We start from the raw sequence: 26,476 nt of genomic DNA on the forward strand, positions 1-26,476 counted from the left end.
CAAATCTGGTACAGCATTGGCGCTTTTCATTCCTATTCCCTGATTTCAGTCGGCGCCACGCCGGTCCAGCGCTTGAACGCGCGGCGGAAATTCCGCACGTCCTTGAACCCGGTCTCGGCGGCGACATCCGCCACGGAAAATTTCGAATGCGACAGCAGTTCCAGTGCACGCGATTTGCGCACCGATTCCAGCAAGCCTTGATATGAAAAACCAGCGTCGTTGAGGCGTCGCCGCAGCGTTCGTTCGCCGATGTTGAGGGTGGCGGCGATGCTTTGCAGCGACGGCAAATCCTTCAGGTTGTCGCGGATCGCGCGCTCGATGGTGGTGGAAAGGTCGACTTTCTCCTGCTCTACCGTGAGATTCTCTTCGATCAATTTAATGGCCGTCTTGGCTACCAGCGGATCGTAGGTCGGCAGCGGGTAATTCATCCAGTTGACGTCGGTAATCAGGCGGTTGCGCGAGCAGCCGAAGCGTACCGGACAGCGGAAAATCGTGTCATAGATGGCGGCATGCGGCGGCGGCTGGTACACCAGTTCAATTGCTGTCGGCGTGAATTGCGGGCCGACCAGGTGGCGCACGATATTGACCATGCTGGAGAATGCTTCCTCGATCAGGAACATCTCGATATCCGGATCATAGAACTGCGGATCGGCCAGGATCGCCACCTGCTGGCCGCGCAACTCCATGGCGATATGGATCAGCGAACCGGCGCCTTTCTGATAATGGATGCCCATTTCGCTGGCCTCGCCCAGCGTCGCGCAAGTCATCATGCCAAAGCCGACCAGTCCCCAGGAAACCAGCGTCTGGCGGCTGCCGACTGCCAGCCCGAGGCCGGTGTCGCCGATCAGTTTCTGGCCGCGCCGGATCATCATGCTGCCCTGGCGATAGGAAATCTTGAAGTTGGGCTGGTTCAGGTCTTCCGCCGTGAAGCCGAGGCCGCGGCACAGCGATGCGGTGTCGTAGCCGCGCTCATGCGCCACGACGGACAGGTAACGCGGCGTCAGCGGATTGATCGACGCCGTCGAATAGCGCGGATCGAGACGTTCCGGTTTGGCGGCGGTCGGTTTTGCAGCGGGCTTCGAGGCCGGCTTTGTGGTCGATTTCATGTGTTCCATTGTGTCGGCAAGATAATTTTCTGTCTAGTCCAGATACATACAGCGGACAATATTTTGTCCGTTAAAGACCCTCCCGCCGTCCGTTTAGGCCCTCACTTGGCGCCGCGGACTTCGATACATTGGGGGCACGCAAAAAAATTCAAACAGGTCCGGCTTGTGTTCAGGAGATTGCCAATGAGTGCTTCATCCGTTTTGAGCAGCAACGCAGCAGTTTGCATTATCGGCGGCGGCCCCGGCGGCTTGAGCGCCGCCCGCGCCCTCAAGCGCCAGGGCATCAGCTACGAGCAGTTCGAGCGTCACAGCGATGTCGGCGGCATCTGGGATATCAATAATCCAGGCAGCCCGATGTACGAATCGGCGCATTTCATTTCGTCGCGCGATTTGTCCGGCTACGCCGATTTTCCGATGCCGAAAGATTATCCCGATTACCCGACCAATCAGCAGATTGTCGACTACGTCAGGTCGTTTGCCCGGGCCTTTGGTTTGTATGACAACATCCGTTTCGGCGTGTCGGTAAAGGCGATTGACAAGTTACCGGACGGCCGCTGGCAAGTCACGCTGGAGAACGGCGAACAGCGTCATTACCGGGCGGTCATCTGCGCCACCGGCTGCAACTGGGATCCCAGCCTGCCGGAAATCAAGGGCCATTTCAACGGCGAAATCCGCCACTCCGTGAGCTACAAGCGCGGCGAGGAATTCAAGGGCAAGCGCGTAATGGTGGTCGGCGCGGGTAACTCCGGTGCTGACATCTCCTGCGATGCGGCCACCTACGCCGATGCCGCCTTCATCAGCATGCGCCGCGGCTACTACTTTATTCCCAAACACTTGTTCGGCGTGCCAGCCGACGAGTTTGCCGAAAAGGGGCCGCAATTACCAATGTGGGTGGAGCGTCCAGTATTCAGCGTGATCCTGCGCATGATCACCGGCGACCTGACCCGCTATGGCCTGCAGAAGCCGGATCACAAGTTGTTTGAAAGTCATCCGTTGATGAATACGCAATTGCTGCATCATCTGCAGCACGGCAATATCGCGGTACGCCCGGACGTCGAGCGTTATGACGGCGACGAGGTGGTGTTCAAGGATGGCAGCCGCGAGAAACTGGACCTGGTGCTGTACGCCACCGGCTACAAATGGAGTGCGCCGTATGCCGGCCGCTATTTTGAATGGCAGGGCGGACGACCGCAGATGTATTTGTCGGTGTTCAACCGGGTGCATCGCAACCTGTTTGGGATCGGCTACATCGAAACCAATTCCAGCGCCTTCAAATTGTTCGATGCGCAAGCGCACCTGATCGCCAGCTATCTGCGCGAGCAGTCCGCAGGAGTTGAGCGAGTGCGCACTTTCGACGAACTGATTGCGCATGACGATCCCGATCTGTCGGGTGGCATCAAGTTCATCAAGTCGCAGCGACATACGGTTTACCTGGAAGTGCATGCGCTCAAGCGCTACCTGAAGAAGCTGCACAAGCGCATCGGCTGGCCGGCTTTGCGCGATGGTGATTACCTGCCACTGCTCAAGCCGCAAGTGGCGGCAATCCCGTCGACCCGCAATGATCCGCTGAAGGAGGCGGCATGAAGCTCGGCCCGGAATTCGCCGGCCGGGTCGCCTTGCTGACCGGCGCCGCCGGCGGCATCGGCCGCGAGATCGCCAAGCGCCTGGACGCTGCCGGTCTGCGGCTGGTGCTGTGCGACCTGAACCAGGATGGCCTGGCCGAACTTGCTGCAGGCCTGCAGCAGGCGCCGCTGCTGATCGCTGGCGACCTGTGCCAGCGGCCGTTGCTGGAACAGATCCACGCCACCGTCGAAAAGGAATTCGGTCATCTCGACATCCTGCTCAACAATGCCGCAGTGGTACGCACCGATCGCTTTGACGAATACACACTCGATCATATCGAAGGTGACCTGCATATCAATCTGATCACACCGCTGTTGTTGGCGCGCATCATGGTGCCATTGCTCAAGCTGGCGCCCGATCCACGCATCATCAATACGATTTCGCTGGGCGGTGTCTTGCCGATGCCGGAGAGTCCGTTGTACAGTGCCAGCAAGTTTGGTTTGCGCGGCGCGACGCTGTCGATCGCGGTCGATTTTGCAAAGAAGGGAATCAAGGTCGGCGGCATCCTGCCGTCCTCGGTTGACACCGCGCAGTTGCGGCATGAAGCACTGACCGGCGGTAGCGCCTTGAACTTCATCGACCCGCCGCAAAGCCCGGCACATGTGGCTGACGAGATGTTGCGCATGTTGCTGGAGCCACGCTTCGAGCGTTATCCGAAAGTGTCCGATGCAATGATGGTGCGGCTGGCCATGCTGTTCCCGAATCAGATCGGCAAAATCATCAACTGGTTTGAAAAGAAAGGCCAGGCCGGGCGCAAGCGCTATCTTGAGGAGCGCGGCCTGACCGGCCAAGTGGTGCGTTGGTAGTTGCGCCTGGCCGACAGAGGCATTAGATAGAAGCATTAGAAATAGGCATTAGAAATAAACGCAACACCAAGGCGGCCGGATTCCGCAGTAGACGGACGGCCGCCGGGCAGGACCCCTGATCCCGCTGTACAAACATAACAACCCCGCCTGAGGGAGATGAGATATGGCTTCAAGCGCAGCGCCGGCCACGGCCACTGTGACCACGCTCGATTCCACCGCGCCTGCTTCGGCAGCGCCGGCTGCCGCCATGACGGCGCCAAGTCCGCGCGCATTGCTGCGGCTGGGCGTGGTGTATGCGGTCGCCATCAACGGCACTATCCTGACGCCGTTCATTGTCTCCACCCTGATGCTGCGCTTCGGCCTGGACGAAGGCCAGGCAACCATGATGACCGGCTTTGAAATGCTCGGCATGGCGCTCAGTTGCATGCTGTTGCCGCATCTGGCGGCGCGCTTTGCGTTGCGCTTTGCCTGGATCGGCACGCTCGGCGCGATTACCTGCCAGGTTGCCAGCGCACTGTTGGCCGGCGCCCAGGCGGTCGGGATTGCGCGCGGCCTGGCCGGCGTGTTCGAAGGCATGCTGTTCATGCTGGTGGCGGCGCGGGTCGCCAACCAGCCGTCAGCCGAGCGGATCTGGGGTGCGATCATCCTGTTCGCTGGCCTGGTCAACGGCGCGCTGCTGATCGGCATTTCGTATTTACCGGAACGTTGGGCAGCGCAATGGCTGTTCCTGGCGTTGGCCGCCTTGATTGCGATTGCTGCGCCGCTGTTGTTGCACGCCGGCCGCGATATTGTCCATGCACCACGCCAGGCCGCGTCTGCGGCCGGTCTGCCCTGGCTGCGCGTCGGCGCCGTCTGGCTTTTCACGATCTTGATCTACGGTGTGCAGGCCGGGCAGTGGGCCGTCACTGAACTGGTCGGCCAGCATGCCGGGCTGGCGACATCGACCATCGGCATCCTGCTGTCACTCTCTTCCTTCCTCGGGTTTGTCGGCTGCATCGCGTCTTCTTGGCGCGGCAGCCATCGACATCGCATGCCGATCATCTGTGCTGCCCAACTGCTGATGATTGTGTCGCTGCTGTGGTTTTTCTCAACCCGCAACGGCGCCGCCTACTTCAGCAGCCAATTCCTGCTCAACGTCGGCTTTTATGCGCTGACGCCATTCCTGACCGGCCTGTTGTCCGAGATCGACGAAGACGGTTCGCTGGTGTCGCGCACGGTGGTAGTGACGCTGGTCGGCGTGGCATTCGGCACCACGCTGGCGGGCTGGCTGTTAACTGCGCTTGGTGTCGAACATTTCGGCATGGTGCTGGCGGCAGCGGTGTTACTTGGCGTGCCTTTGGTAGCCATTGCCTTTTCCCGGCCAGGCACGGCCCGAACCTGATCCCGATACAGAAGTAATCCAGATTTTCCCATCTGTTGTGATTTGACCTGCGAGGAGATATAAAAATGAAAATTCATCCAATCCAGCCGAAAGCCCTGGTGTTGTTGTTGGCCGTGGCCTGGGGCTGCGGCCAGCTGGCGGCGCCGGCATCGGCCCAGCAGGCAGCCAAACTGGGTGCCGAACTGACGCCGATCGGTGCCGAAAAGGCAGGTAACAAAGATGGCACCATCCCGGCCTGGAGCGGCGGCGATGTTACGGCGGCGGGATACAAAGCCGGGCAGCCGCGCCCCAATCCATACGCCAGCGACAAGCCGCTGCTGACCATCAATGCTGCCAATGTCGATAAATATGCAGCGCGGTTATCGCCCGGCCAGGTGCAACTGATCAAGAGCATCAAGGGTTATCGGATGGATGTGTATCCGACCCACCGTTCCTGCGGTTATCCGGAGGTAGTGTACGAACGCAGCAAGGCCAATGTCGGCTTTGCCAAGATTGCGGCCAATGGCTACGAACTGGCAGAAGCCAAGACCGCCGGCTATCCGTTCCCGATGCCGGCCAACGGCGTCGAGGCAATGTGGAATTTCAAGATGCGCTACCAGGGCGAAGGTTTGACCTGGGCCTACGCGACGGTAGTTCCGCCTAAGGGCGGCAGCGGTATCGGCGAACCGTTGATCCAGGAGGACTACATCCTGTTTCCGCTGTCGGATCCAAAAAATAACACCATTGCCGGCGCCAAGGGCGTCGAGTCCCTTTACCTGAGCCCTTACATCGCACCCGCCCAGTTCGCCGGCGACGTCACCCTGTCGCACGGGTATATCGGCAAGCCGAATGATATCTGGCTGTACTTCGCCAGCCAGCGCCGGGTCCGCCGCGCACCGACCTATTCCTACGACGCGCCGATCCTGAATGATGAAAACCTCGAAACCATCGACCAGTACACGATGTACAACGGTCCGCTCGACCGCTACGACTATAAGCTGGTCGGCAAGAAGGAAATGATCGTTCCTTACAACTGGAACAAGGTCAACTCGGTGGAAAACAAGATCGCCGATGTGGTGCAGCCGACCTTCCTCAATCGCGACCTGACCCGCTACGAAACCCACCGTGTCTGGGAAATTGAGGCAACCGTCAAACAGGGCGCGCGTCATACCTTCCCGAAACGTACTTTCTATCTGGATGAAGATTCCTGGCAAATCCTGGTGCAGGACCTGTACGACGGCCAGGGCAAGGTGCAGCGTGTGATGGAAAGCGGTGTGGTGATGGCCACCGAACTGCCGGCATGTGTGCAAGAAGCATACGCCAGCCATGACCTGTCGCTGGGCCGCTATATCGCCGAACGGATTCCGGCTGGACAAAAGCAATCGGACTGGCTAGCCGGGCGCGACGGACGCGTCAAGGAATCGATGTTCGAACCGGATGGCTTGCGCCGCTTCGCTAGCCGCTGATTGACGCATACACGGTGGCGGCGGGCATTGCCGGTGATTGCCGGGGCGCCGCCCATTAATAAAAATCGCGCAGTTCATTCGTAGCCGGGGAGAGACAGGAATGAAGAAGATGGGGAGAAACACGCGGCCAAGTTTCAGGCCGGGCATGGTGGTGGCGTTGGCATTGGGCACGTCGACGGTAATCAGTCATTCGGCCAGGGCAGAACAGTTCGATCTTGGTAACGGCCTTCGGGGCAGCTTCGATTCATCCATATCCTTCGGCGTCGGAGTGCGCACGTCGAGCCCAAACTGTACTTTCATCGGCCAAGACAACGGCGGATGCGCGAGCAGCGGCCAGGTTGAATTGGCGCGTCGCGATCCGGTGAATTTCAATCAGTCCTACGATCTGACGCGACTCAACCAGGACAACGGCAACCTCAATTATAAAAGCGGACAGGTATTCTCGGCCGCCGTGCGCGGCGTGCACGACCTCTACCTGAAAGCGCCGGACGGCTGGAGCGGCCTGATGCGCGCCGCCTGGTCTTACGATTTTGCCGCAGACCACACCAGCTACGCAGATCTGGAACCAGACGCACGCAGCCATGCGGTGCATGACATCCGCTTGCTGGATGCTTACGTCAACAAGGAGTTCGAAATCGACCAGCATCCGGTGCGGGTGCGGGTTGGTAATCAGGTGATCAGCTGGGGCGAGGATATTTTCATTCCCGGCGGGATCAATTCGATCAATGCCATCGATGTGCGGCGTGCGCATAGTCCGGGCGTGCAGTTGAAGGAAATATTTCGCCCGGCGCCGATCCTCTCGCTCAACGCCGAGGTAGCAAAAGGTTTGAGCGTGGAAGGTTATTACCAGACGCGCTGGAACGGTTACGAATTCGATCCGGTCGGTACTTTCTTCTCGACCAGCGACATCGTCGGTCGCGGCTCCACCGGCGCATTCTTGCCGACTTCGCTGGTCAATTCGGTGACTGGTCCACTGGGCCTGCCGTCAGCGCCGCCAGGTACGGTCGGCGATACCGGAACCCGCATCATCGGCATCAATCCGAGTACGGGCTTGCCATTCAACCGTCAACTGACTGCGGGCGAACTGGCCGATCCAAACCTCAATCCATTGTATGGCCCGCTGGTCCACAGCGGCAGCGTGATTCCGCGCGGTATCGACCACAATCCCAGGAACAGCGGGCAGTTCGGGCTGTCGACACGCTATACCTTTCCCGATAGCGGCGACGAACTGGCTTTCTACTACGTGCGTTATCACGACAAGATTCCGTTTGCCAGTATCCGCGTCAACCAGGGCACCACCGCCAATCCGTTCGGCTGGCAGGATATCTACCTGGATTACGCTGAAGACCGCAATCTGTTTGGCGTTTCCTACAACACCCGCGCCGGCGACTGGGCGTTTGGTACGGAGTTGTCGTTCCGGCCGAAGGAAAGCATTCCCATCGATCCGACCATCGTCGCCAATCCGGCCAACCCGTATTACTGCAATGCCGACCTCAATCCCGCTAATTACCGGCCAACCGGCTATGTCTGTCGCGGTGCGATCGATCAGAAGAAATATCAGTTCCACCTGACCGCACTGAATATCTTTACGCCGGGCGGCAGCTTTGGCGGTTTGCTGCGGGCGCTGGGCGCCACAGAGGGTTCCTTTACCTCAGAACTGGCAGCAGCCTATTATCCCGACGTCGACCTCAATCAAGGCATTCCGTATTCGGTCACCTCCGATTATCGGCCGCCGACAAAGCTTTCCAGCGGCCTGGTGGCGCAGATTGGCGTCAATTATCCGGCAGCGTTCGGCGGCCAAGCCTCCTACGCGCCGGATCTGTCGGTGTCATATGGCGTCTCGGGCGTGTCCGCCAGCGCCTTACCCGGATTCATCCAGGGGGCGGGCGCTGTGGTGGTGGGCCTGACCGTGGATTTCAAGACCAAGCCGGCGACCAAGATGCGGGTCGACTATACCCACAACTATGGCGGCGGCCAGTCCAACCTGAGCCGTGACCGCGACTTCGCCACCTTCAGTTTCACCACCTCGTTCTGATGGGCGCCGACGTTGGCATCGGCAAACGGGTGCACTCATCTACCAAGATCATTGATTGGATTCAGGCATGAGCGGTACAACTCAACATCGCGCCAGGGAAGGGCGGCTGACACGGCTGGTGGCCGCATTGGAAGCGATATTGTTCAGACGGCGCCTGGCGGTGCTGCTGACCTTCGCCGTGTTTACAGTGTGCATGGGCGTGCTGGCGCTGGGCTTGCGCATGTCGGCAGGATTTGAAAAAACCTTGCCGCAGCAGCACGAATATATCAAGACCTTCAACCAGTATCGGGAAGCGTTGTTCGGCGCCAACCGCCTGATCGTGGTGGTGCATGCCCGCCACGGCGACATCTGGAATCCGCCGGTGCTGCGCCAGTTGCTGGGTGTGACCGAAGCGGTGAATTATCTGCAGGGCGTCGATCGCAGCAGCGTCATGTCCTTATGGACGCCGAATGTGTTTTTCACGGAAATCACCGAAGAAGGCTTCAAGGCGCTGCCGATCACCGGCGGCGACATCATTCCGGACAAACTCAATCCACAGGTGATCGCCGACATCCGCGGCCGTGTGGCCGCTGGCGGCTATCTCGGCAACCTGGTCTCGCGCGACCAGACCAGCGCCATGGTGCTGGCGGAATTGCAGGACAGCGATCCGCAAACCGGGCAGCCGCTCGATTACCGCGTCTTCAACCAGCTGCTGGAAGACAAGGTGCGCAAGCAGTTTGAAAATGCCGATGTCGAGATCCAGATCATCGGCTTCGCCAAGGCCATCGGCGATATCGGCGAAGAAGCCAGTCGGGTCATGGAGTTCTTCGGCATCGCCTTGCTGCTGACCGCGGCCGCGGTCTACTGGTATTGCCGCTCGCTGCGCCTGACCTTGCTGCCGCTGGTGTGCTCGCTCAGTTCGCTGGTCTGGCAGTTCGGCACATTGCGGCTGCTGGGCTTCGGTCTCGATCCGCTGGCGATCCTGGTGCCGTTCCTGGTGTTTGCGATCGGCGTCTCGCATGGCGTGCAGCAGATCAATTTCATCGTGCGTGAAATTGCCGACGGCAAGAGCACCGAACTGGCGGCGCGCCACAGTTTCACCGGCCTGTTGATACCGGGTACGCTGGCGCTGGTGACCGCCTTTATCAGCTTCATCACGCTGACCCTGATTCCGATTCCGATGATCCGCGAGCTGGCGATCGCCGCCTCAATCGGTGTCGGCTACAAGATTGTCACTAACCTGGTGATGTTGCCGCTGGCCGCCTCGTATTTCAATTTCTCGCAGCAATATGCGCAACGCGCGATAGGCCGCCGCGAACAACACAATCGCTGGCTCAGTGGCCTGGCGCTGGTGGCGCGGCCGCGTAATGCCTGGATCGTGGTGACGTTTGGCGCATTGCTGTTCGGCGTGGCGGTGTGGCAGAGCCAGGGGCGCCATGTCGGAAGCCTACAGGCCGGGGCCGCCGAATTGCGTCCTGAGGCGCGCTTCAATCGCGATGCCGCCGATATTACAGCACGTTTCGACGTCGGCCTGGATTGGCTGACTGTAGTGTTCGAAGTGGCGCCTAGCGCCAAGCTGGATGCCTGCGCGCGCCCAGACGCCCAGCTCTTCATGGACGATTTCGCGCAGCAGATGAGCAGCGTGCCAGGTGTGCTATCAGTACGTTCGGTGGCTGATGTGCTAAAGGGCGTCAATGCCGGCCTCAACGAAGGCAACCCGAAGATGGCTACCATCACCCGCGACGCGCGCGGCCTCGGTTCGCAATTCGGCAGCGCCAACAACCAGTTGCACGGCTTTTCCTCATCGGATTGCCGCGCTCAAGGCGTCAACCTGTATCTCGGCGATCACAAGGCCACTACCATCAAAGGCGTGGTGGCGGCAGTTGAACAGTTCCGTCGCGAGAATCAACTGGCAGGTGTGAATATCCGCCTGGCGAGCGGCAATGCCGGCGTCCAGGCCGCCACCAATGAAGTGCTGGAACGCAGCGAACTGCCGATGATGCTGTATGTGTATGCCGCCATCCTGCTGCTGGTGCTGCTGGCCTACCGCGACTGGCGCGCGATGCTGGCCTGCTGCCTGCCACTGACGGTTGCCACCTGGCTCGGCTACTGGTTCATGAAAGACCTGAATATCGGCCTCACCGTGGCGACGTTGCCGGTGATGGTGCTGGCCACCGGCATTGGTGTCGATTACGCCTTCTATATCTATAACCGCCTGCAACTGCATCTGGGGGCCGGCATCGGTATCAGCGAGGCAGTTGAACGCAGCTTGCACGAAACCGGCGTGGCGACCGTATTCACCGCGTTGACGCTGTCGATCGGCGTCGCCACCTGGTCGTTCTCGCCGTTGCAGTTCCAGGCCGACATGGGAAAGCTGTTGACCTTCATGTTCCTGGTCAACATGGTGATGGCGGTCACCTTGCTGCCGGCGTTTGCCGTGGTGCTGGAAACCGTGTTCCCGCGTCGCGCCGGATTGCCGCGCATGCCCACTTACGCCGCTCATTGAGGAAAATCATGTTGCGATTGTCGATTACTTTTTCTGTGCAGCGCGCTTCGTTTGCCATGTTGATGGCCGCAATGCTGGTTTGGAGCGGCGCTGCTGCCGGTGCTGCTTCTTCCGGCTGGCCCACCGACCGCCCCGCGCAGCTGCGTCCGCAAGCTAGCACGACAGCGTTGCTGGCCGCGACTCTAACTGGCGCCGGCAACCGGATCGTCGCAGTAGGCGATCACGGCGTGATCCTGCTATCCGATGATGGCAAGACTTATCGCCAGGCGCGCAGCGTGCCGACCCGCACCATGCTGACCACGGTATTCTTCATTGACCGCCAGACCGGCTGGGCCGCAGGTCATGACGGCGTGGTCCTGAAAACCGTCGATGGCGGCGACACCTGGCGGCTGCTGCGTCAGCAGTATGGCCAGGAACAGCCGATATTGTCGATCTGGTTTGCCGATGCCGACAATGGCCTGGCGGTCGGGCTGTTTGGCATGGCGTTGCGGACTGCCGACGGTGGCGTCACATGGCGTGAAGTGAAATTGACAGACGGCGATGCTGCCGATCGCCACCTGTACCGGATTCTCGCCACCCATACCGGAACCTTGCTGATCACGGCCGAAGCCGGCACCGTGTTCCGTTCGGAAGATGGCGGCAAGCATTGGGATGTGATCGATACCGGTGAAAAAGGCTCGCTATGGAGTGCCACGGCATTTGCCGAGAATGGCGTCAGCACGGTGGTCATGGTCGGCATGCGCGGCCATATCATCCGCAGCGCCGACGACGGTAAGAGTTGGCAAGCCATCGCCTCCGGTACCACGCAATCGTTGACCGACGCCGATAGCCTGTCGGAACGGGAACTGGTAGTAGGCGGCATGGGCGGCACTCTGTTGCGCAGCAACGATGGCGGTCGCCATTTCGTTGCCGTGCCGGGTGCCGGCGACGCGCCGATTACGGCGCTGGTCAAGATGCCTGGCGCCGAAACAGCGCCGCTGGCGCTGTTTTCATTGGGTGGCGTCTTGCCGCCATTGCCGCGCGCCGCGCTGCAATGATGGACGCAACTATCGCTGGGCAGTCACCGCAGGCGTCGGCAGGTTCATCAGCCTGATCATCAATTTCTCAAAGGCCGGCACGTTCACTTCGCGCACCACCGTGGTAGGGCTGGCGATCAGGCCAGGCGGTGCGTAGGCTGCGGGCCAGGACAGAGTATTGCCGTAGCCGGCGCCGAAGTCGGTGTCGATGCTGACATACAACTGGTCGGACTTGCTGATCAGGCTTGGATCGAGCCATACGGCGGTAGCCAGTTCATCCCACAGTGGAAAACCGGTTTCGGTAACTTTTTTTACCACTTGCGCCATTTGTGTATTTGATTTGGTCATGTCGCTCAGCAGCTTCGCGCTCAGCTCGGTCGCGGTCGACGGATCGGCAGGCACCATGACGATGTGTTTCCACGGCGCGCGCAGCACAATCTTGGCGGCTTCCGGGTCCCAGCGGAAGTTGAATTCGAGGCGTGGCGTGTTGATGTATTCCCGCGCAAACTGTTCTGCCGATTTCGATGGTAGAACCTGGTGCGGATTCAGGCTGCCGCCCATGTAGACGATTTCCTTGGCGGTCGCCGCAAAGCTGGGGTCGAGGCTGATGGCCAATGCCACATTGGTCATTGGTCCGGTTGCCAGGATGGTTACCTGGCCAGGAAATTCGTGCACCTTGCGGATCATGAAATTGGCGGCGATTTCGTTGGCTGGCTTGGTGTGCGGCATGCCTTCTGGCAGAGGCGGCACCACATCATGAGCATGGTAATTCGGCTGGCTCTGGATCGTGCCATCCGGCCACTTGCCGTCCATCCAGGCGCCTTTATAGACCAGCTTGCCGTACAAAGCTTCCCAGCGTCGCGTTGTTTCTTCCGTGTTCAGCAACGGGAACACCGAACCGGGCACCACTGGAATGTCGCTGCGGCCGATCAACTCCAACGTACGCAGCGCATGTGCGACGTTTTCGTCATGCCAGGTCGAACCGCTGACGATGGTCAAGCCCAATACCTCCACCTCCGGCGACTGCAGGGCCATCAATTGCGCCGCGCGCGGACCGCCGATGTCGTCGTCGATAATCACCTTGCGCTTGCCTTCGGCGTGCGCCTGTAGCGGCAATGTTGCAGATACCGTCAACCCCAGCATGAATACCGCCGATATCAGTCGGCGACGCAATGGATTCGATTTCATAAGCTACTTTCAAAGAAAAAGGATAAAAACCTGCCTGCCGCAGCCGTCGATGTGGTCGTAGCCGGCATGCAGGTTATCGTAAAAATGGCAGCAACGCCGCCAGGAATGCATCCGGCGTTTCGATCATCGGCGCATGGCCGCTGTCGGCAATCACCTCCAGCTTGGCGTCGGCTATTCCGGAAGCGAAATGGCGGCCATCGCTGAGCGGTAGCAAGGCGTCGTGCTGGCCCCAGATCACCAGTGTCGGAATGGTGATGGCGCTCAACTGCTTGTCCACAGTTTCATTGAGCAGCGCGGGATTGCGCACCGAGCGGATGGCCCATGCATCGCCTTTCGCCAGGCTCCAGGCCAGGCCGTCACGCAAGGCCTGGTCGGTATGATACGAGGGCGCGTGGAACACGCTTGCCAGCAATTTCTTTTCACCTGCCAGCGATGCGCCGACGATGTTTTGGTTGCCATGAGGCGACGCGGCTAGCTGTCGCTTCATGGTTGCGTACAAGCCGGCGGAATCAGAGAGTACCAACCTGGACGGTTTTGGCAGGGCCAGGGTAGGGCCTGCCGCGATGCCGTTCAAGGCCTGTATCGTGTATTGCGCGGAGATCCAGCCGCCTAGCGACTCACCAACCAGCGTGAAATCGGAAACCTGCTGCTGGCGCAGGAATTCGCCGAGGAAATCAACCCAGGTCTGGATGCCGAAATCGATCTGTGGCTTGTCGGAATTGCCGAATCCTAATTGATCAAGCGCCAGCACCCGATGATTTTGCGCCAGCGGCAGCATCACGCGCCCCCAATCGCCTTTGGCGCTGCTGCCCAGGCCATGCACCAGCACCACTGTCGGGCCGCTACCGATGTCGTAGTAGCGGATCGTGGCGCCGAACAATGTGGCGCTCTTTTGCTCTGGCAAGTCGGACGCTGCGGCTGGCACCAGTGCGCCAATGCCGATTGCGACGGCACAAAACAGGCTTGCCGCAATGTGCCGCCAAGCCGAGTTGGTCTGAAGTGATCGATCGTTCTTTGCGCTGGTGTTATTCATGTGCCCTCTCGGCGATCGGTGGATAGCGGCACGCGCTGAACCAGCCGGCGGCGACAATGCCGCCGGCTCAAGCTAGCCGTGCAACTGCCTGACAGATCAGAAGTTCGAGCGGAACTGCACGCCGAACATGCGTGGATCGTTGATGAACGCGGTCAGGTTGTTGAAATCGATACCGCCCGTGGCCACCACCTTGTTGGTGATGTTGCGGGCGAAAGCTGCGATCTCATATTTGTCGCCGTCCCATTTGTACCCCATGCGCAGGCCACCTTCGAGCAACGGCTTGCCGGTGAATTCGGTCGAGTTGTACAGGAAAAAGTTAATCTTGCTGCGATACGACCAGTCTGTGTAGAAGTACAGTTCGTCATTGTTGCCAAGCGGTATGCCGTAGCGCGCGGTGACGTTGGCAATCCACTTCGGTGCTTGCGGCAGTGCGTTGCCGTCGATCGAATACAGGCCTGGCCTTACCTGGGTGTTGAGCATGGTACAGGTTGCACAGCCTGCCACCAGCAGATTTGGATCGCGAATCTGCGTGTAGTTGTAGCTGCCGCCGAACGTCATGCGCAAGCGTTCGGTCAGGTTGGCTTCCAGGTCCAGTTCGGCGCCGCGTCCGACCGTCTTTGCAGCATTGACCAGCGAGATCGAGTTGGAAGCACCGCCGACCGCGGTCAGCTGTTGATTCTTGACGTCGTAGCTGTAAATGCTGAAGTTGGCGCGGGCGCGACGATTGAACAGGTCGGCCTTGATCCCGGTTTCATACGACGTGATGGTCTCGGCGTTGGCCACAGTGATCGGCACGGACGATGATGGCGCGGCAATACTTGGCGCACGGAAGCCGGTGGCAACTCGTGCGTAGGTGGTGATGTCGTTGGTCAGCGCGTAATTGGCGCTGGCGTCCCAGCTGACGTTCGATTTGCTTTCGCTGATCGAACCGGGGCCGGAGAACCTCACGTTGTCGGCGACCTCTGTCGAAAAATCTTTCTTGTCCTGCGTGTAACGCAGGCCGCCGCGCAGTTTGAAGCGGTCGTTGACATCATAGGTCAACGAGCCGAAGACTGCGTACGCCGTGTTCTTCTGGCGATTCTGCAGGTAACTGGTCTGTTGCTGAGTGGTGCTGTTGAAATTGGCGCTGTTGCCGGTCACGTCTTCATTGAAATAGTAGAGGCCGGTCTGCCAGTTGAGTGGCCCGTCGTTCTTCGATTCAAGCCGGAATTCCTGCGAAAACTGCTTGTCGTCGCCGACACCGCCACCGGTTTGCACCTGGAACGGGATGAAACCGGGGCCGGTCGGCGTGCCGCCGTCGATGTCGCCGCGGCTGAAATAGCTGGAGATGGTTTCATAGCCAGTGATTGAGTATAGCTTTACATTTTCCAGATTCCAGGTCAGGCGAGCGCTGCCGCCGGCGGTATGCAGGGACTGCGAGTTCAGGCCGTTGAAGGTGACTTGCGACGGATCGAAACCAGGAACGAAGCCGTTCGTGCCTGGCTCCAGGATATTGGCGCGGAACAGGCGCGCACTGCCGGTGGTGGCGCGGGCGTGGATGTTGAACAGTGCATTGAACGTACCATCCGGCTTGTACAGGAACTGCAGGCGGCCTGCGCGTTCGTCGTAGCCTTCCAGGTTTGGCGTGCCGCCGCCATTATTCGTGACCCAGTTGTCGCGGTGTTCGACCAGCGTCGAGAAGCGCATCGCCCATTGATCGCTTAACGGCACGTTGACCGCCGCTTCAACGTTGGCGGTATTGTGGGTGCCGTCGGAGACGCTGTAGTAGCCGGATACGCCGTCCAGGCTCGGTTTGGCGGAATCGAACTTGACCACGCCGGCTGGCGTGTTGCGGCCGAACAGCGTGCCTTGCGGCCCACGCAAGACTTCGACGCCAGCAAGGTCGAACATCGGGAAACCTTTGAGGGCGGCATTCTCTTGCACAACATCATCGAATACCAGCGATACCGGCTGCGAGGCGAAGGTAGAGAAGTCGGTATTGCCGTAACCGCGGATATAAAAACGTGGGAAAGTGCGACCGTTCGACGATTCGATATTCAGGCTTGGCACTTTGGCGGCTAATACCCGGATATCGGCCCCACCGGAATTCAGCACGTCCAGCGTTTCGCCTTTCAGCAGCGTCACCGAGATCGGCACGTCTTTGATTTTCTCAACCTTGCGCTGCGCAGTCACCGTCATGGTTTCCAGCTGCAGGTTGCTTTGTGTGGTGTCCGCCGCCGGCGCTGCACTCGCCGCTGGTGTTGCAGGTACCGGGGCTGTCTGCGCCAGTACCGCCCCGAATGGCAGTGCCGCCCCCAATGTCAGTACTACTTTATGCGCACAACGCATGTGGGCGCGTGCCCTCGCTTTTTTTCCCATTTTCATCCCTCTGTTATCCACATTGATAAACCGAACTCGCTTTTTTTCTTGTGCTGATCGTGCTACGCAATGCAATACGAACTTCGTCGGCACCAACAGCGGCAATGCCAACAGCGAACTGCATGTCAGGAGATCGGATGCCGAAAAGTCGAGTGGCCATCCGATCGGATCGGACTCATCAACGCAAAGACCGTGCCAGAAATTTTCCGGGCAGGAAGGATTAAAAAAATCGTATGGAGATTTTTATAAAAAATATATTGTATACATATGATGGCCTATGATCGTTGCAACGCGATGATGCCAGGACGGCAATTTCTGCCTATCGTCTGATCCCGCTTATCAGCAAGGAATAACGCCATTTAATGGGGAGGGGCGCGCCAAATTAGGGATTGGTTGTTGCAGTTTGGCCCGGATTAGTGCGTCGCAATATATCGAAATCGCGACATTTTTTTATAACTTGTATACACTTTGAAGCGCCTTGAGGCGACGCTGCCAATGCACTGCCTACGGGCGAAAAATCGTTCGCCTTCAGGCGATGTCGAGGATGTCTGCCAGGTTGACTTCGTGTTCATCATCGCTCAGCAGCAAGGCGCGTTCGATGTCGATCAGATGCTGGTTCATCAAGCGCACCGCCTGCTTTGCGTCGCCGGTTGCGATGGCGTTAATCAGTTCTTCGTGTTCGTCGTTCGGACAGGCGGTCTTGTTGGGCGCCTGGTACAGGGCAATGATCAGGGAGCAGCGCGACACCAGTTCACGCAGGAAGCGGGTGAGCACCGGATTGCCGGCGCTCTCGGATAACAGGATGTGGAATTCGCCGCCGAGGCGTATCCATTTGGCGTGATCGCCGCTATGAAAGGATGCATGCTCTTCTTTCACAATCTGGCGCAAGCGGCTGATTTGCGTACGTGTCGCATGTTCCACCGCCAGTGGCACGATGGCGGCTTCGATAGCCCGGCGCGCAGCGAAAATTTCGCGCGTTTCCTGTGGCGTCGGCTGAGCGATGATGGCGCCACGGTTCGGTCGCAGCTCCAGGATGTGATCGTGCGCCAGCCGTTGTATCGCCTTGCGCACGATGGTCCGGCTGACCGCGAACAACTCACACAGGCTGGCCTCTGTCAGCTTGGTCCCCGGCCGCAGGCGCTGGCTCATCACTGCCTTCAGCACCGAGTCGTAGATCTTTTGATCGACAACGCCGCTGCCGCGTTTGACGATGGCCCTGGCCGGCGCAGCAGCGGTGTCATCAGACTTTTTGCTCATGGATTCCCATTTCTGTTTTGGATTGCAAGCCTGCGGTCATGCTACCGCAAATCGCTGACGCCAGACACAGGCACAAAATGTACCAGATGCCGAAATATGTCGATTCTCGCTGGCATGCGGATTGCTTTTGTCATGGTCTTTAAGCCGGCCGAATTTGCTGCTTTATATGGCGTTTTAGTCGGTGTTGAACAACGAAATTGATGTAGCATGTTGCTTGCCTTTGGTATGTGGCCGCCGTTGCTGTATTGCAGTACGGCAGGCAAGCGCAACGCTGGAATCATTTTGCAACGGTCTTACACTGTTACAGGCAAAAGAAAGTGACTTCAACCATACCGCGTCTGGAAATCGCCCATATCCGCAAAGCCTATCCTGGCGTGCTGGCCAATGACGATATCAATCTGCGTGTTGTTCCCGGCGAAATCCATGCCGTCCTCGGCGAGAACGGCGCCGGCAAATCGACCCTGATGAAAATCATCTTCGGCACGGTGAAACCCGATGCCGGCGATATCTTCTGGAATGGCGAGCAGGTGCATATCGCCAATCCGCATGTCGCCCGCAAGCTTGGCATTGCGATGGTGTTCCAGCATTTTTCATTGTTCGATACGCTCACCGTCGCGGAAAACATCGCGCTCGGCCTGGCTTCCGATGTCAGCATGCCGGAACTGGTCGCGCAGATCCGCCAGACCGGGGAGAAATACGGCCTGGAGCTGGAGCCACATCGTCACGTGCATACACTGTCGGTCGGCGAACGCCAGCGCGTCGAGATCGTGCGCGCGCTGCTGACCAATCCGCAATTGCTGATCCTTGATGAACCAACCTCGGTGCTGACGCCGCAGGCGGTCGACAAATTGTTCGTCACCTTGCGCAAGCTGGCCGACGAGGGCTGCAGCATTCTCTACATCAGCCACAAGCTCGATGAAATCCGAGCCCTATGCCATAGCGCCACCGTGATGCGTAATGGCAAGGTCACCGGCAATTGCGATCCGCGCAACGAAACCAGCGCCGGCCTGTCGCGCATGATGATCGGTGACGAGCTGGTGCGCTTGCAGCGCGAACGCAATCCTGATTCGCATCGCAGCGAGCGCAAGCTGCACATCAATCGCCTGAGCCTGCCGAAGGCGCATCTGTTCGCCACCGAATTGCACGATATCGAATGCGAAGTACGTGCCGGTGAGATCGTCGGTATTGCCGGTGTCTCTGGCAACGGCCAGCAGGAATTGCTGGCTGCGCTGTCCGGTGAAGATCAACGCGCCGCACCGAACATGCTGATGCTGGTCGGCCGCGCCGCCGGTAATCTGGCGCCGAATCCGCGCCGCGCGCTCGGCCTCGGGCTGGTGCCGGAAGAGCGGCTGGGGCGCGGCGCGGTGCCGACTTTATCGCTGTCGGCCAACATGCTGCTGTCGCACCAGAAGACGCCCTACGTGAAGCGCGGCATGATCGATTTTGCTTATACCCGCAATGCCGCCGCCGCCATCATCGAGCGCTTCAAGGTCAAAGCCAGCGGCCCCGATGCATTGGCCAAGAGCCTGTCCGGTGGCAACCTGCAGAAATTCATCGTCGGCCGCGAACTGGAACGCAAACCAAGCGTGTTCATTGTCGCGCAACCGACCTGGGGCGTAGATGTTGGCGCTGCGGCGCAGATCCACGCCGAAATCCTCGCATTGAAACAGGAAGGTTGCGCTGTGTTGGTGATATCCGAAGAACTCGATGAGCTGTTCGCGTTGTGCGACCGCCTGCACGTGATTGCCAAGGGGCGCCTATCGCCGTCGATCCCAATTGAGCAGGCAACGCGCGAGCAGGTCGGGTTGTGGATGAGCGGCTTGTGGCAGGATGGCCAGGAGGCCGCGCATGCGTAATCCGTGGCCGTGGAAACTGGAGCTGCGCGGTACGCCGTCGCGGTCCATGACGTACCTGTCGCCGGTGCTGGCGGTGGTCCTGACGATGCTGCTTGGCGCGTTGCTGTTCATGGCGCTGGGCAAGGATCCGCTGGCCGGCCTGAAAGTGTTCCTGATCGATCCGTTCAACGGCAAGCGCGCCATCAGCGAGCTGCTACTGAAATCGGTGCCGCTGATATTGTGTGCGCTGGGCCTGGCAGTGTGCTTTCGCGCCAATATCTGGAACATCGGCGCCGAGGGCCAGTTCACGGTCGGCGCCTTGTTTGCCGGCGCCACGCTGGTGGCGATCGACGTGCCGGGCCATGCGATCCCGGGTGGTCTCGGCCTGTTGCTGATGATTGTCGCCGGGATCCTCGGTGGCGCGTTCTGGGCCAGCATTACCGCCGTGTTGCGCGATCGTTTCAACGCCAACGAAATCCTGGTGTCGCTGATGCTGACCTATGTTGCGCAATTACTGTTGATGTATGCGGTCAACGGTCCGTTGAAGGACCCCAATGGCATGAACTTTCCGCAATCGAAAGTGTTCTCCAGTGAATTCATGTTGCCGGAACTGATCAGCGGCACGCGCTTGCACATCGGCTTCGCAGTCACGCTGGTGCTGGCAATCGTGATGACGGTCTTCATGACGCGCAGCTTCCGTGGATTCTCGCTGATCGTCGGCGGTACCGCACCGCACGCGGCGCGTTACGCGGGATTCTCCAGCCGCAGCGCGTTGTGGATATCGCTGCTGATCTCGGGCAGCTTTGCCGGCCTGGCCGGGGCGTTTGAAATCGCCGGGCCGATAGGTCAGCTGCTGCCATCGGTATCGCCGGGCTACGGCTTCGCCGCCATCATCGTCGCCTTTATCGGTCGCCTGCATCCGGTCGGCGCGGTGCTGGGTGGGTTGGTGATGTCGCTGCTGTACCTGGGCGGCGAGCTGGCGCAGTCGCGGCTCGGGCTGCCGTCGGCAATCACGGGCGTGTTCCAGGGCATGCTGCTGTTTCTGCTGCTGGCTAGCGATACACTGATTGATTATCGCCTGCGCTGGAAAGCCAAGGTTTAAGGAAAGACATGGAACAATTCGCTTCTCTTATCGCTGCCTCGATCAATGCCGGAACGCCGTTACTGCTGGCAGCGCTCGGCCTGCTGATCAATGAGCGCGCCGGCGTGCTCAACCTCGGCGCCGAAGGTATGATGCTGGTTGCTGCGATTGCCGGCTTTGCAGTTGGCTACGCTACGCATAGCCCAATGCTCGGCTTCATTGCCGGCGCCCTCAGCGGCATGCTGATGGCGTCGCTGTTCTCCTGGCTGGCGCTGATGCTGGCTACCAACCAGGTCGCCACCGGTCTGGCGCTGTCGATTTTCGGCACGGGATTGTCTGCCTTCATCGGTCAGCGCTTTGTTGGTTTGGCCTTGCCTTCGCAAACGCTGTCGATCCCATTTCTTAAAGACCTGCCGTTCGTCGGCCCGGCGCTGTTCCAACAGCACTGGATGAGTTACCTATCGCTGCTGCTGTGTGCGGCGATTGCCTGGTTCATCTATCGCACCCGTGCCGGATTGATCCTGCGCGCGGTTGGCGAGTCGCCGGAGTCGGCGCACGCGCTTGGTTATCCAGTGCGCTGGATACGCTTTGCCGCGCTGCTGTTCGGCGGTGCCTGCTGCGGCTTGGCCGGCGCCTACTTGTCGCTGGTGTATACGCCGATGTGGGTCGAAGGTCTGGTGTCCGGCCACGGCTGGATTGCCCTGGCGCTGACGGCGTTTGCCACCTGGCGTCCGCTGCGCGTGCTGCTGGGGGCCTTGCTGTTCGGTGGCGTCACGATCCTGCAGTTTTACTTGCAGGGCATAGGCGTCACCGTGCCGTCGCAGATCCTGTCGATGCTGCCGTACGCGGCAACCATCGTGGTGCTGGCGCTGATTTCGCGCAATCCGGACTGGATACGCTTGAACATGCCGGCGTCGTTGGGCAAGCCGTTCAAGCCGAATGCAAGTTGAATAATTTGATGAAGTAATACACAAGCAAACCAGATAGCAAGTCGACCAACCATCACACAGAGGGAGATAGATAATGAAGATATCGCGCAGGACATCACTGGCCATGCTAGCAACGCTGGCCGCCGCAACGCTCATCGGCTGCGGCAAGAAGGACGAGCCGGCGGCGGCCCCCGCTTCTGCCGCCGCTTCGGCAGCAGCACCGGCCAAGGCTGAACCGCTGAAAGTCGCTTTCGTCTACATCGGACCGGTCGGCGACGCCGGCTGGACCTTTGCCCATGACCAGGGCCGCAAGGCGGTTGAACAGAAATACGGCGACAAGGTCAAAACCACTTTCGTCGAGAACGTCCCCGAATCGGCTGCCGATGCAGAGCGTGTGATCCGCCAGTTGGCGACAGATGGCAACAAGCTGATCTTCGGTACCACTTTCGGCTACATGGAAGCGATGCTGAAAGTGGCCAAGGAATTCCCGGACGTGAAGTTCGAACATGCGACCGGCTTCAAGACTGCCGACAACCTGGCGCAATACGACGTCCGCACCTATGAAGGCGCCTACCTGGCCGGTGTCGTAGCCGGCAAGATGAGCAAGACGGGCAAGCTCGGGGTGGTCGCTTCGGTGCCGATTCCTGAAGTGATCCGCAATATCGATTCATTCACGCTGGGCGCCCGTTCGGTCAATCCGAAAGCCACCACGCGCGTCGTTTGGGTCAACAAATGGTTCGATCCGGGCAAGGAGCGTGAAGCGGCCACTACCCTGATTGGCCAGGGCGTTGATGTGCTGATGCAGAATACCGATTCCGCCGCCGTCGTGCAGACCGCGCAGGAAAAGGGCGTATATGCATTCGGCTGGGATAGCGACATGAGCAGCTTCGGTCCGAAAGCGCATCTGGCGGCATCGATGATCAACTGGGGCACCTACTATACCAAACGCGTCGGCGAAGTGCTGGACGGCAGCTGGAAAACCGGCACCAGCTGGCTCGGCCTGAAAGACGACGGTATCGATCTGGGCGCGTTCAATGCGGCCTTGCCGGACGACGTCAAGGCGCTGGTAGCGGAGCGCAAGAAGGCCATCATCGACGGCAGCGCACCGATCTGGAAAGGGCCAATCATCGACAACACCGGCAAGGAAGCAGTTGCCAAGGATGCAGTGGCCAACGACGATTTCCTGCATGGCATCAAGTTCTACGTGCAGGGCGTAGAGGGCAAGGTGCCGGGCTAATTTCCAACACGACGGATCGGCCATGCTGCATGGCCGGTCTGGTCTCCGGCGGCAATATTTATTTGCAATGTTGTGATTTGGCAATGGTGAGTGCATTGCTCCGCTGCTATACTCCGATTTCTTTCAATTTTCATAACGGAATAGCCATGCCAGATCAGGACCAGGCTTCGAAAGCGGCGTTACGCGTCAAGTCATCCAAAATCGGTAACCTGACCACCGCGATGGTCGAGGATACAGCCAGTATTCTGCATCAAAGCGGAGAACTGCAGCCGGGCACCGGCCTGATCACGAGCGTGATTGCGCTGAGCCTCGGCTTCCTGAGCCTGTTAGGCGTGCTGGCCTTCCATTTCCCGCAGTACCTGACCACGCCCGAGCTGCGTCACGTCTATTCGGTCAGCCTGATGCGCCAGATTCTGTTCGGCGCGCTGCTAGTGTCTGGCGTCCTGTCGCTAGTAAATATCCTGTTTGGCCGGCATCGCTCGCTGAATTTCACCGCACTCCTGATGGTGCTGGTTGCGGTAGCGTGGGGCGGTTCAAAGGTTGCGGTCGGCGAGTTTCCGGACCACACGCCATACATCGGCCTGGACTGGTTCATCATCGACCTGCTCGGCTCAACCCTGATTTTCGTACTGATCGAAAAGATGTTCCCGTTGTATCGCAAGCAGGCGATATTCCGTTTTGAATGGCAGACCGACCTGGTGCATTTTGCGGTTAACCATTTCATCATCGGATTGGCACTGCTGGTGGTCAACGTGATGATTCACCGAGTATTCGGCTGGATGGTGCATGCCGATTTCCAGAACACGGTTGCCTCCATCAGCTTCATTCCGCAACTGCTGCTGTGCATGCTGGTCGCTGACCTGATGGAATATGGCGCACACCGCGCGTATCACGAGGTGCCGTTTCTGTGGCGCTTCCACGCAGTGCACCACAGCGTCAAGACCATGGATTGGCTGGCCGGTTCACGCCAGCACATACTGGAATTGATCTGTACCAGAGTACTGGTGCTCGGCCCCTTGTTCGTGCTCGGCTTCGACAAATCCGTCGTTAACGCCTACATCATCATCGTCGGCTTCCAGGCCGTGTTCAACCATTCCAATGTGCATTTGCCATGGGGGCCACTGCGCTACATCTTCGTGACGCCGGATTTCCATCATTGGCACCACTCCTCGGAAGACGAAGCGATCGACAAGAACTACGCGGCCCACTTTGCCTTTATCGACTATTTCCTCGGTACGGCAGTCAAGGTCAACCGCGCGTTCCCGGAGAAATACGGTGTGGTCGGCGATTACATGCCTGATGGCTTCATCAAGCAGCAGGCGTTTCCGTTTCGCAAGCAGGATTGAAACTAAATCATCGGCATATCGGCAGGCATTCACGAATGCCTGCCTTCAGATCGCCGTTCGCGCCGGCAACCCGCAGTTCGGTCGTGCCTGGCTGCGGTTCATCGCATAGTCGTGGCAGCTGAAGCCCGGGTTTCATAAGATTAACTGGACACTTCCAGGAGATCATCATGAAACCATTCATATTTGCCGCGCTGATCCTGTTCGCATTGATGTCCGTCATCGTCGCCCTCGCCATCGGCTTCGGTGGACCGCATGAGCCGCGGCCTATGGCAAGCATGAACAATCCATTCAAAAGCGTCGATTTCTCCGACCTGCCGGCTATCCGCCGCTACGCGGCGCGCGACGGCGCGCAACTCGCATTTCGCCAATATCCTGCTGTCGGTGACCATCCCAAAGGCAGCGTGGTGCTGGTGCACGGATCGTCTGCGCGCAGCGATAGCATGCATGTGATGGCCAAGGCGTTCTCCGCTGCCGGTTATACCGCCTATGCGCTCGACATGCGCGGACATGGCGAGTCCGGCAGCAAAGGCAGCATTGCCTATGTCGGACAATTGGAGGACGACATCGAGGATTTCACGCGCGCGTTGACGCCGGCCATGCCGTCCACGCTTGCCGGCTTTTCTTCCGGCGGCGGATTCGTGCTGCGTTTCGCCGGTGGTCACAAGCAAACGCTGTTTTCCAACTACCTGCTGTTGTCGCCATTCATCAGCCAGGATGCACCGACTTTCCGCCCTGACAGCGGAGGCTGGGTGAGTGTTGGTGTCCCGCGCCTGATGGCGATCAGCCTGCTGAATGCGATAGACATACATGCGTTGAATGGGCTTCCTGTCGTGCGCTTCGCACTCGACGAACAAGCCAAGCCTTTCCTGACCCCGGAGTATTCGTATGCACTGACGCAGAACTTCCGGCCACAGGCGGATTGGCAGGCGAACATACGCGCAGTCCGGCAACCGCTACGGCTGGTGGCGGGGCAGGATGACGAGGCATTTCATGCCGAACGTTTCGCTGAAGTGTTCAAGGCAGCAGGTAAGGATGCGCCTGTCACCTTACTGCCTGGGATCGGGCACATCTCGTTGACGCTTGACCGAACCGCGGTTCAGGCGGCGGTGGCGGCTGTCAACGGCATGAACCGGTTTCGGTAGGAAAATATTCTTCCGTCGACATGTTTCGTCCGCCGCGCTCCTGGCTGCGCATATGATCAAGCACGGCGGGTCTTGTGCTGATGCCGATGCGGATGTGTTGCCGGGGGAAGGCATTTGCGTGTCGACACGAACGCAATCCACAGAACGTATAAAATGAGCCGCGTTCCCAACACTCTTTTCAATCCCGGAAAAATCATGCCGCCAATCTCGCCTCAAGCCATCGTTCAAGCACAGCTGGACGCCTATAACGCCAAGGATATCGATGCCCTGCTGGCGACCTACGCGGCTGATGCGGAGCAGTACCAGTTGCATGGCGACCTGCTTGCACGCGGCCATGAACAGATGCGGACGCGCTTCCTGACGCGCTTTGCCGAACCGGATCTCCATGCACGCCTGCTGTCGCGCACGGTCATGGAAAACATCGTCATCGACTTCGAACTCATTACACGTAATTTTCCCGAAGGCGCCGGAACGGTGGAAATGCTGTGCGTCTACGAGATTGCCGGTCAGCGCATCGCGAAGGCGTCGTTCGCTGTTGGCAAGACGACGCTGGCTGCTGCATCCTCATCCTGAGTGAGTTCCCCTGTCGGCAACACGGAAGATGTCGGCAGCCGTAGCCAATTTGTTAACGAATACTGATGAGCAGGACATGGATCGGAAGAATTCAAGGCTTCAGCGTCACCTTTATCTGGCAAGCGCCATTGTCTTGCTGGCTGGGTTGTTGAGCGCCGGCCTGGTCTATTACTCCGCCTCCGGCGGCTACAATCGTGCGCTCGGCTATGACGTGGTGGGCGGCAATGTCTATTCTGTCGCGCCGGATGAATCGAAGTCCTATCGTCGCGACATGGAAATGTACAGCGGTAAGTCAGGTTTGCTCATCGCTGACTTCAATGGCTGGCTGGCCAGCCTTTGGCACGGCAAGCGGTTGGCTTATGTGCTGGCTATTTCTGCGGCCTTCATCTCCTACGCCTGTTTCTGGATCGCACGCGACCTGGATCTGGCCGGCACGGAGGGGCCGGAGGATTGATTTTTCGTTGACGCTCCCGTTTTCGATTGATGTCGCGGCAGCGCTGTTGCTTAGTTAATCGCCGTATGGCAACATGCTGCGGCAATCAAGGGGGAGCAGGCGCGCCGGAAAGACGGCAACAATTGAACGGCTTGTCGCGACCATAC

General features: G+C 59.2%; 20 protein-coding genes. 15 read left to right on the top strand and 5 right to left on the bottom strand.

The window, feature by feature from the left end; genetic code table 11:
* Window positions 1-32 precede the first annotated feature (32 nt).
* Entirely contained in the window at window positions 33-1,106 is a 1,074-nt protein-coding gene (locus CAter10_RS00800; RefSeq protein ID WP_164840398.1) for an AraC family transcriptional regulator, read from the bottom strand.
* Window positions 1,107-1,289: 183 nt separating this feature from the next.
* On the opposite strand from CAter10_RS00800, the gene CAter10_RS00805 reads away from it, so the two are divergent.
* From CAter10_RS00805 to CAter10_RS00835, 7 genes are all read left to right on the top strand, one after another.
* Window positions 1,290-2,690, top strand: coding sequence for a flavin-containing monooxygenase (locus tag CAter10_RS00805; protein ID WP_061531909.1), 1,401 nt, complete (start codon window positions 1,290-1,292; stop codon window positions 2,688-2,690).
* Window positions 2,687-3,535 (top strand): SDR family NAD(P)-dependent oxidoreductase, encoded by an 849-nt coding sequence (locus CAter10_RS00810; protein WP_061531910.1) that lies wholly within the window; start codon window positions 2,687-2,689, stop codon window positions 3,533-3,535. The genes CAter10_RS00805 and CAter10_RS00810 overlap by 4 nt, the downstream gene beginning before the upstream one ends.
* Window positions 3,536-3,698: 163 nt before the next feature.
* A complete protein-coding gene (locus CAter10_RS00815) occupies window positions 3,699-4,916 on the top strand; it encodes an MFS transporter (RefSeq protein ID WP_061531911.1) in 1,218 nt (405 codons plus the stop codon).
* A gap of 65 nt (window positions 4,917-4,981) precedes the next feature.
* The gene (locus CAter10_RS00820; RefSeq protein ID WP_231879107.1) at window positions 4,982-6,361 is read left to right on the top strand and encodes a DUF1329 domain-containing protein; all 1,380 of its coding nucleotides are present in this window, start codon (window positions 4,982-4,984) and stop codon (window positions 6,359-6,361) included.
* A 100-nt stretch (window positions 6,362-6,461) separates the two neighbouring features.
* Window positions 6,462-8,396 (top strand): DUF1302 domain-containing protein, encoded by a 1,935-nt coding sequence (locus tag CAter10_RS00825; protein ID WP_061531912.1) that lies wholly within the window; start codon window positions 6,462-6,464, stop codon window positions 8,394-8,396.
* Between the two features lie 67 nt (window positions 8,397-8,463).
* Window positions 8,464-10,881, top strand: coding sequence for an efflux RND transporter permease subunit (locus CAter10_RS00830; RefSeq protein ID WP_061531913.1), 2,418 nt, complete (start codon window positions 8,464-8,466; stop codon window positions 10,879-10,881).
* An 8-nt stretch (window positions 10,882-10,889) separates the two neighbouring features.
* Entirely contained in the window at window positions 10,890-11,918 is a 1,029-nt protein-coding gene (locus CAter10_RS00835; protein WP_128082948.1) for a WD40/YVTN/BNR-like repeat-containing protein, read from the top strand.
* 9 nt (window positions 11,919-11,927) lie between these two features.
* Here the strand turns inward: CAter10_RS00835 and CAter10_RS00840 are convergent, their stop codons facing one another.
* The 4 genes from CAter10_RS00840 to CAter10_RS00855 all read right to left on the bottom strand — a co-directional run bounded on the left by CAter10_RS00840 (window position 11,928) and on the right by CAter10_RS00855 (window position 17,733).
* A complete protein-coding gene (locus CAter10_RS00840; RefSeq protein ID WP_197467165.1) occupies window positions 11,928-13,085 on the bottom strand; it encodes a nucleoside hydrolase in 1,158 nt (385 codons plus the stop codon).
* A gap of 73 nt (window positions 13,086-13,158) precedes the next feature.
* Entirely contained in the window at window positions 13,159-14,118 is a 960-nt protein-coding gene (locus tag CAter10_RS00845; protein ID WP_061531914.1) for an alpha/beta fold hydrolase, read from the bottom strand.
* Window positions 14,119-14,214: 96 nt separating this feature from the next.
* Window positions 14,215-16,476, bottom strand: a complete 2,262-nt coding sequence (locus tag CAter10_RS00850; protein WP_082797741.1) for a TonB-dependent receptor — start codon at window positions 16,474-16,476, stop codon at window positions 14,215-14,217.
* Window positions 16,477-17,004: 528 nt separating this feature from the next.
* Entirely contained in the window at window positions 17,005-17,733 is a 729-nt protein-coding gene (locus CAter10_RS00855; RefSeq protein WP_061531915.1) for a GntR family transcriptional regulator, read from the bottom strand.
* Between the two features lie 317 nt (window positions 17,734-18,050).
* Here CAter10_RS00855 and CAter10_RS00860 point away from each other — a divergent pair, with 317 nt between their 5' ends.
* The 8 genes from CAter10_RS00860 to CAter10_RS00895 all read left to right on the top strand — a co-directional run bounded on the left by CAter10_RS00860 (window position 18,051) and on the right by CAter10_RS00895 (window position 26,330).
* The gene (locus tag CAter10_RS00860) at window positions 18,051-19,589 is read left to right on the top strand and encodes an ABC transporter ATP-binding protein (protein WP_061531916.1); all 1,539 of its coding nucleotides are present in this window, start codon (window positions 18,051-18,053) and stop codon (window positions 19,587-19,589) included.
* A complete protein-coding gene (locus CAter10_RS00865; RefSeq protein ID WP_061531917.1) occupies window positions 19,582-20,670 on the top strand; it encodes an ABC transporter permease in 1,089 nt (362 codons plus the stop codon). Before CAter10_RS00860 ends, CAter10_RS00865 begins: the two co-directional genes overlap by 8 nt.
* Window positions 20,671-20,678: 8 nt before the next feature.
* Window positions 20,679-21,599, top strand: coding sequence for an ABC transporter permease (locus CAter10_RS00870; protein ID WP_061531918.1), 921 nt, complete (start codon window positions 20,679-20,681; stop codon window positions 21,597-21,599).
* Window positions 21,600-21,672: 73 nt separating this feature from the next.
* Window positions 21,673-22,815, top strand: coding sequence for a BMP family ABC transporter substrate-binding protein (locus tag CAter10_RS00875; protein WP_061531919.1), 1,143 nt, complete (start codon window positions 21,673-21,675; stop codon window positions 22,813-22,815).
* A 221-nt stretch (window positions 22,816-23,036) separates the two neighbouring features.
* Complete coding sequence (locus tag CAter10_RS00880; protein WP_231879330.1) at window positions 23,037-24,161, top strand: sterol desaturase family protein; 1,125 nt, start codon at window positions 23,037-23,039, stop codon at window positions 24,159-24,161.
* Window positions 24,162-24,328: 167 nt separating this feature from the next.
* Window positions 24,329-25,303, top strand: coding sequence for an alpha/beta hydrolase (locus CAter10_RS00885; protein WP_061531920.1), 975 nt, complete (start codon window positions 24,329-24,331; stop codon window positions 25,301-25,303).
* 195 nt (window positions 25,304-25,498) lie between these two features.
* Window positions 25,499-25,876, top strand: coding sequence for a nuclear transport factor 2 family protein (locus tag CAter10_RS00890; RefSeq protein WP_061531921.1), 378 nt, complete (start codon window positions 25,499-25,501; stop codon window positions 25,874-25,876).
* A 76-nt stretch (window positions 25,877-25,952) separates the two neighbouring features.
* Window positions 25,953-26,330: a hypothetical protein gene (locus tag CAter10_RS00895; protein WP_128082950.1), complete on the top strand. Its 378-nt coding sequence runs from the start codon at window positions 25,953-25,955 to the stop codon at window positions 26,328-26,330.
* Window positions 26,331-26,476: the final 146 nt, after the last annotated feature.

Origin of the sequence: Collimonas arenae, assembly GCF_001584165.1 — a bacterium.
GTDB classification, from domain to species: Bacteria; Pseudomonadota; Gammaproteobacteria; order Burkholderiales; family Burkholderiaceae_D; genus Collimonas; species Collimonas arenae.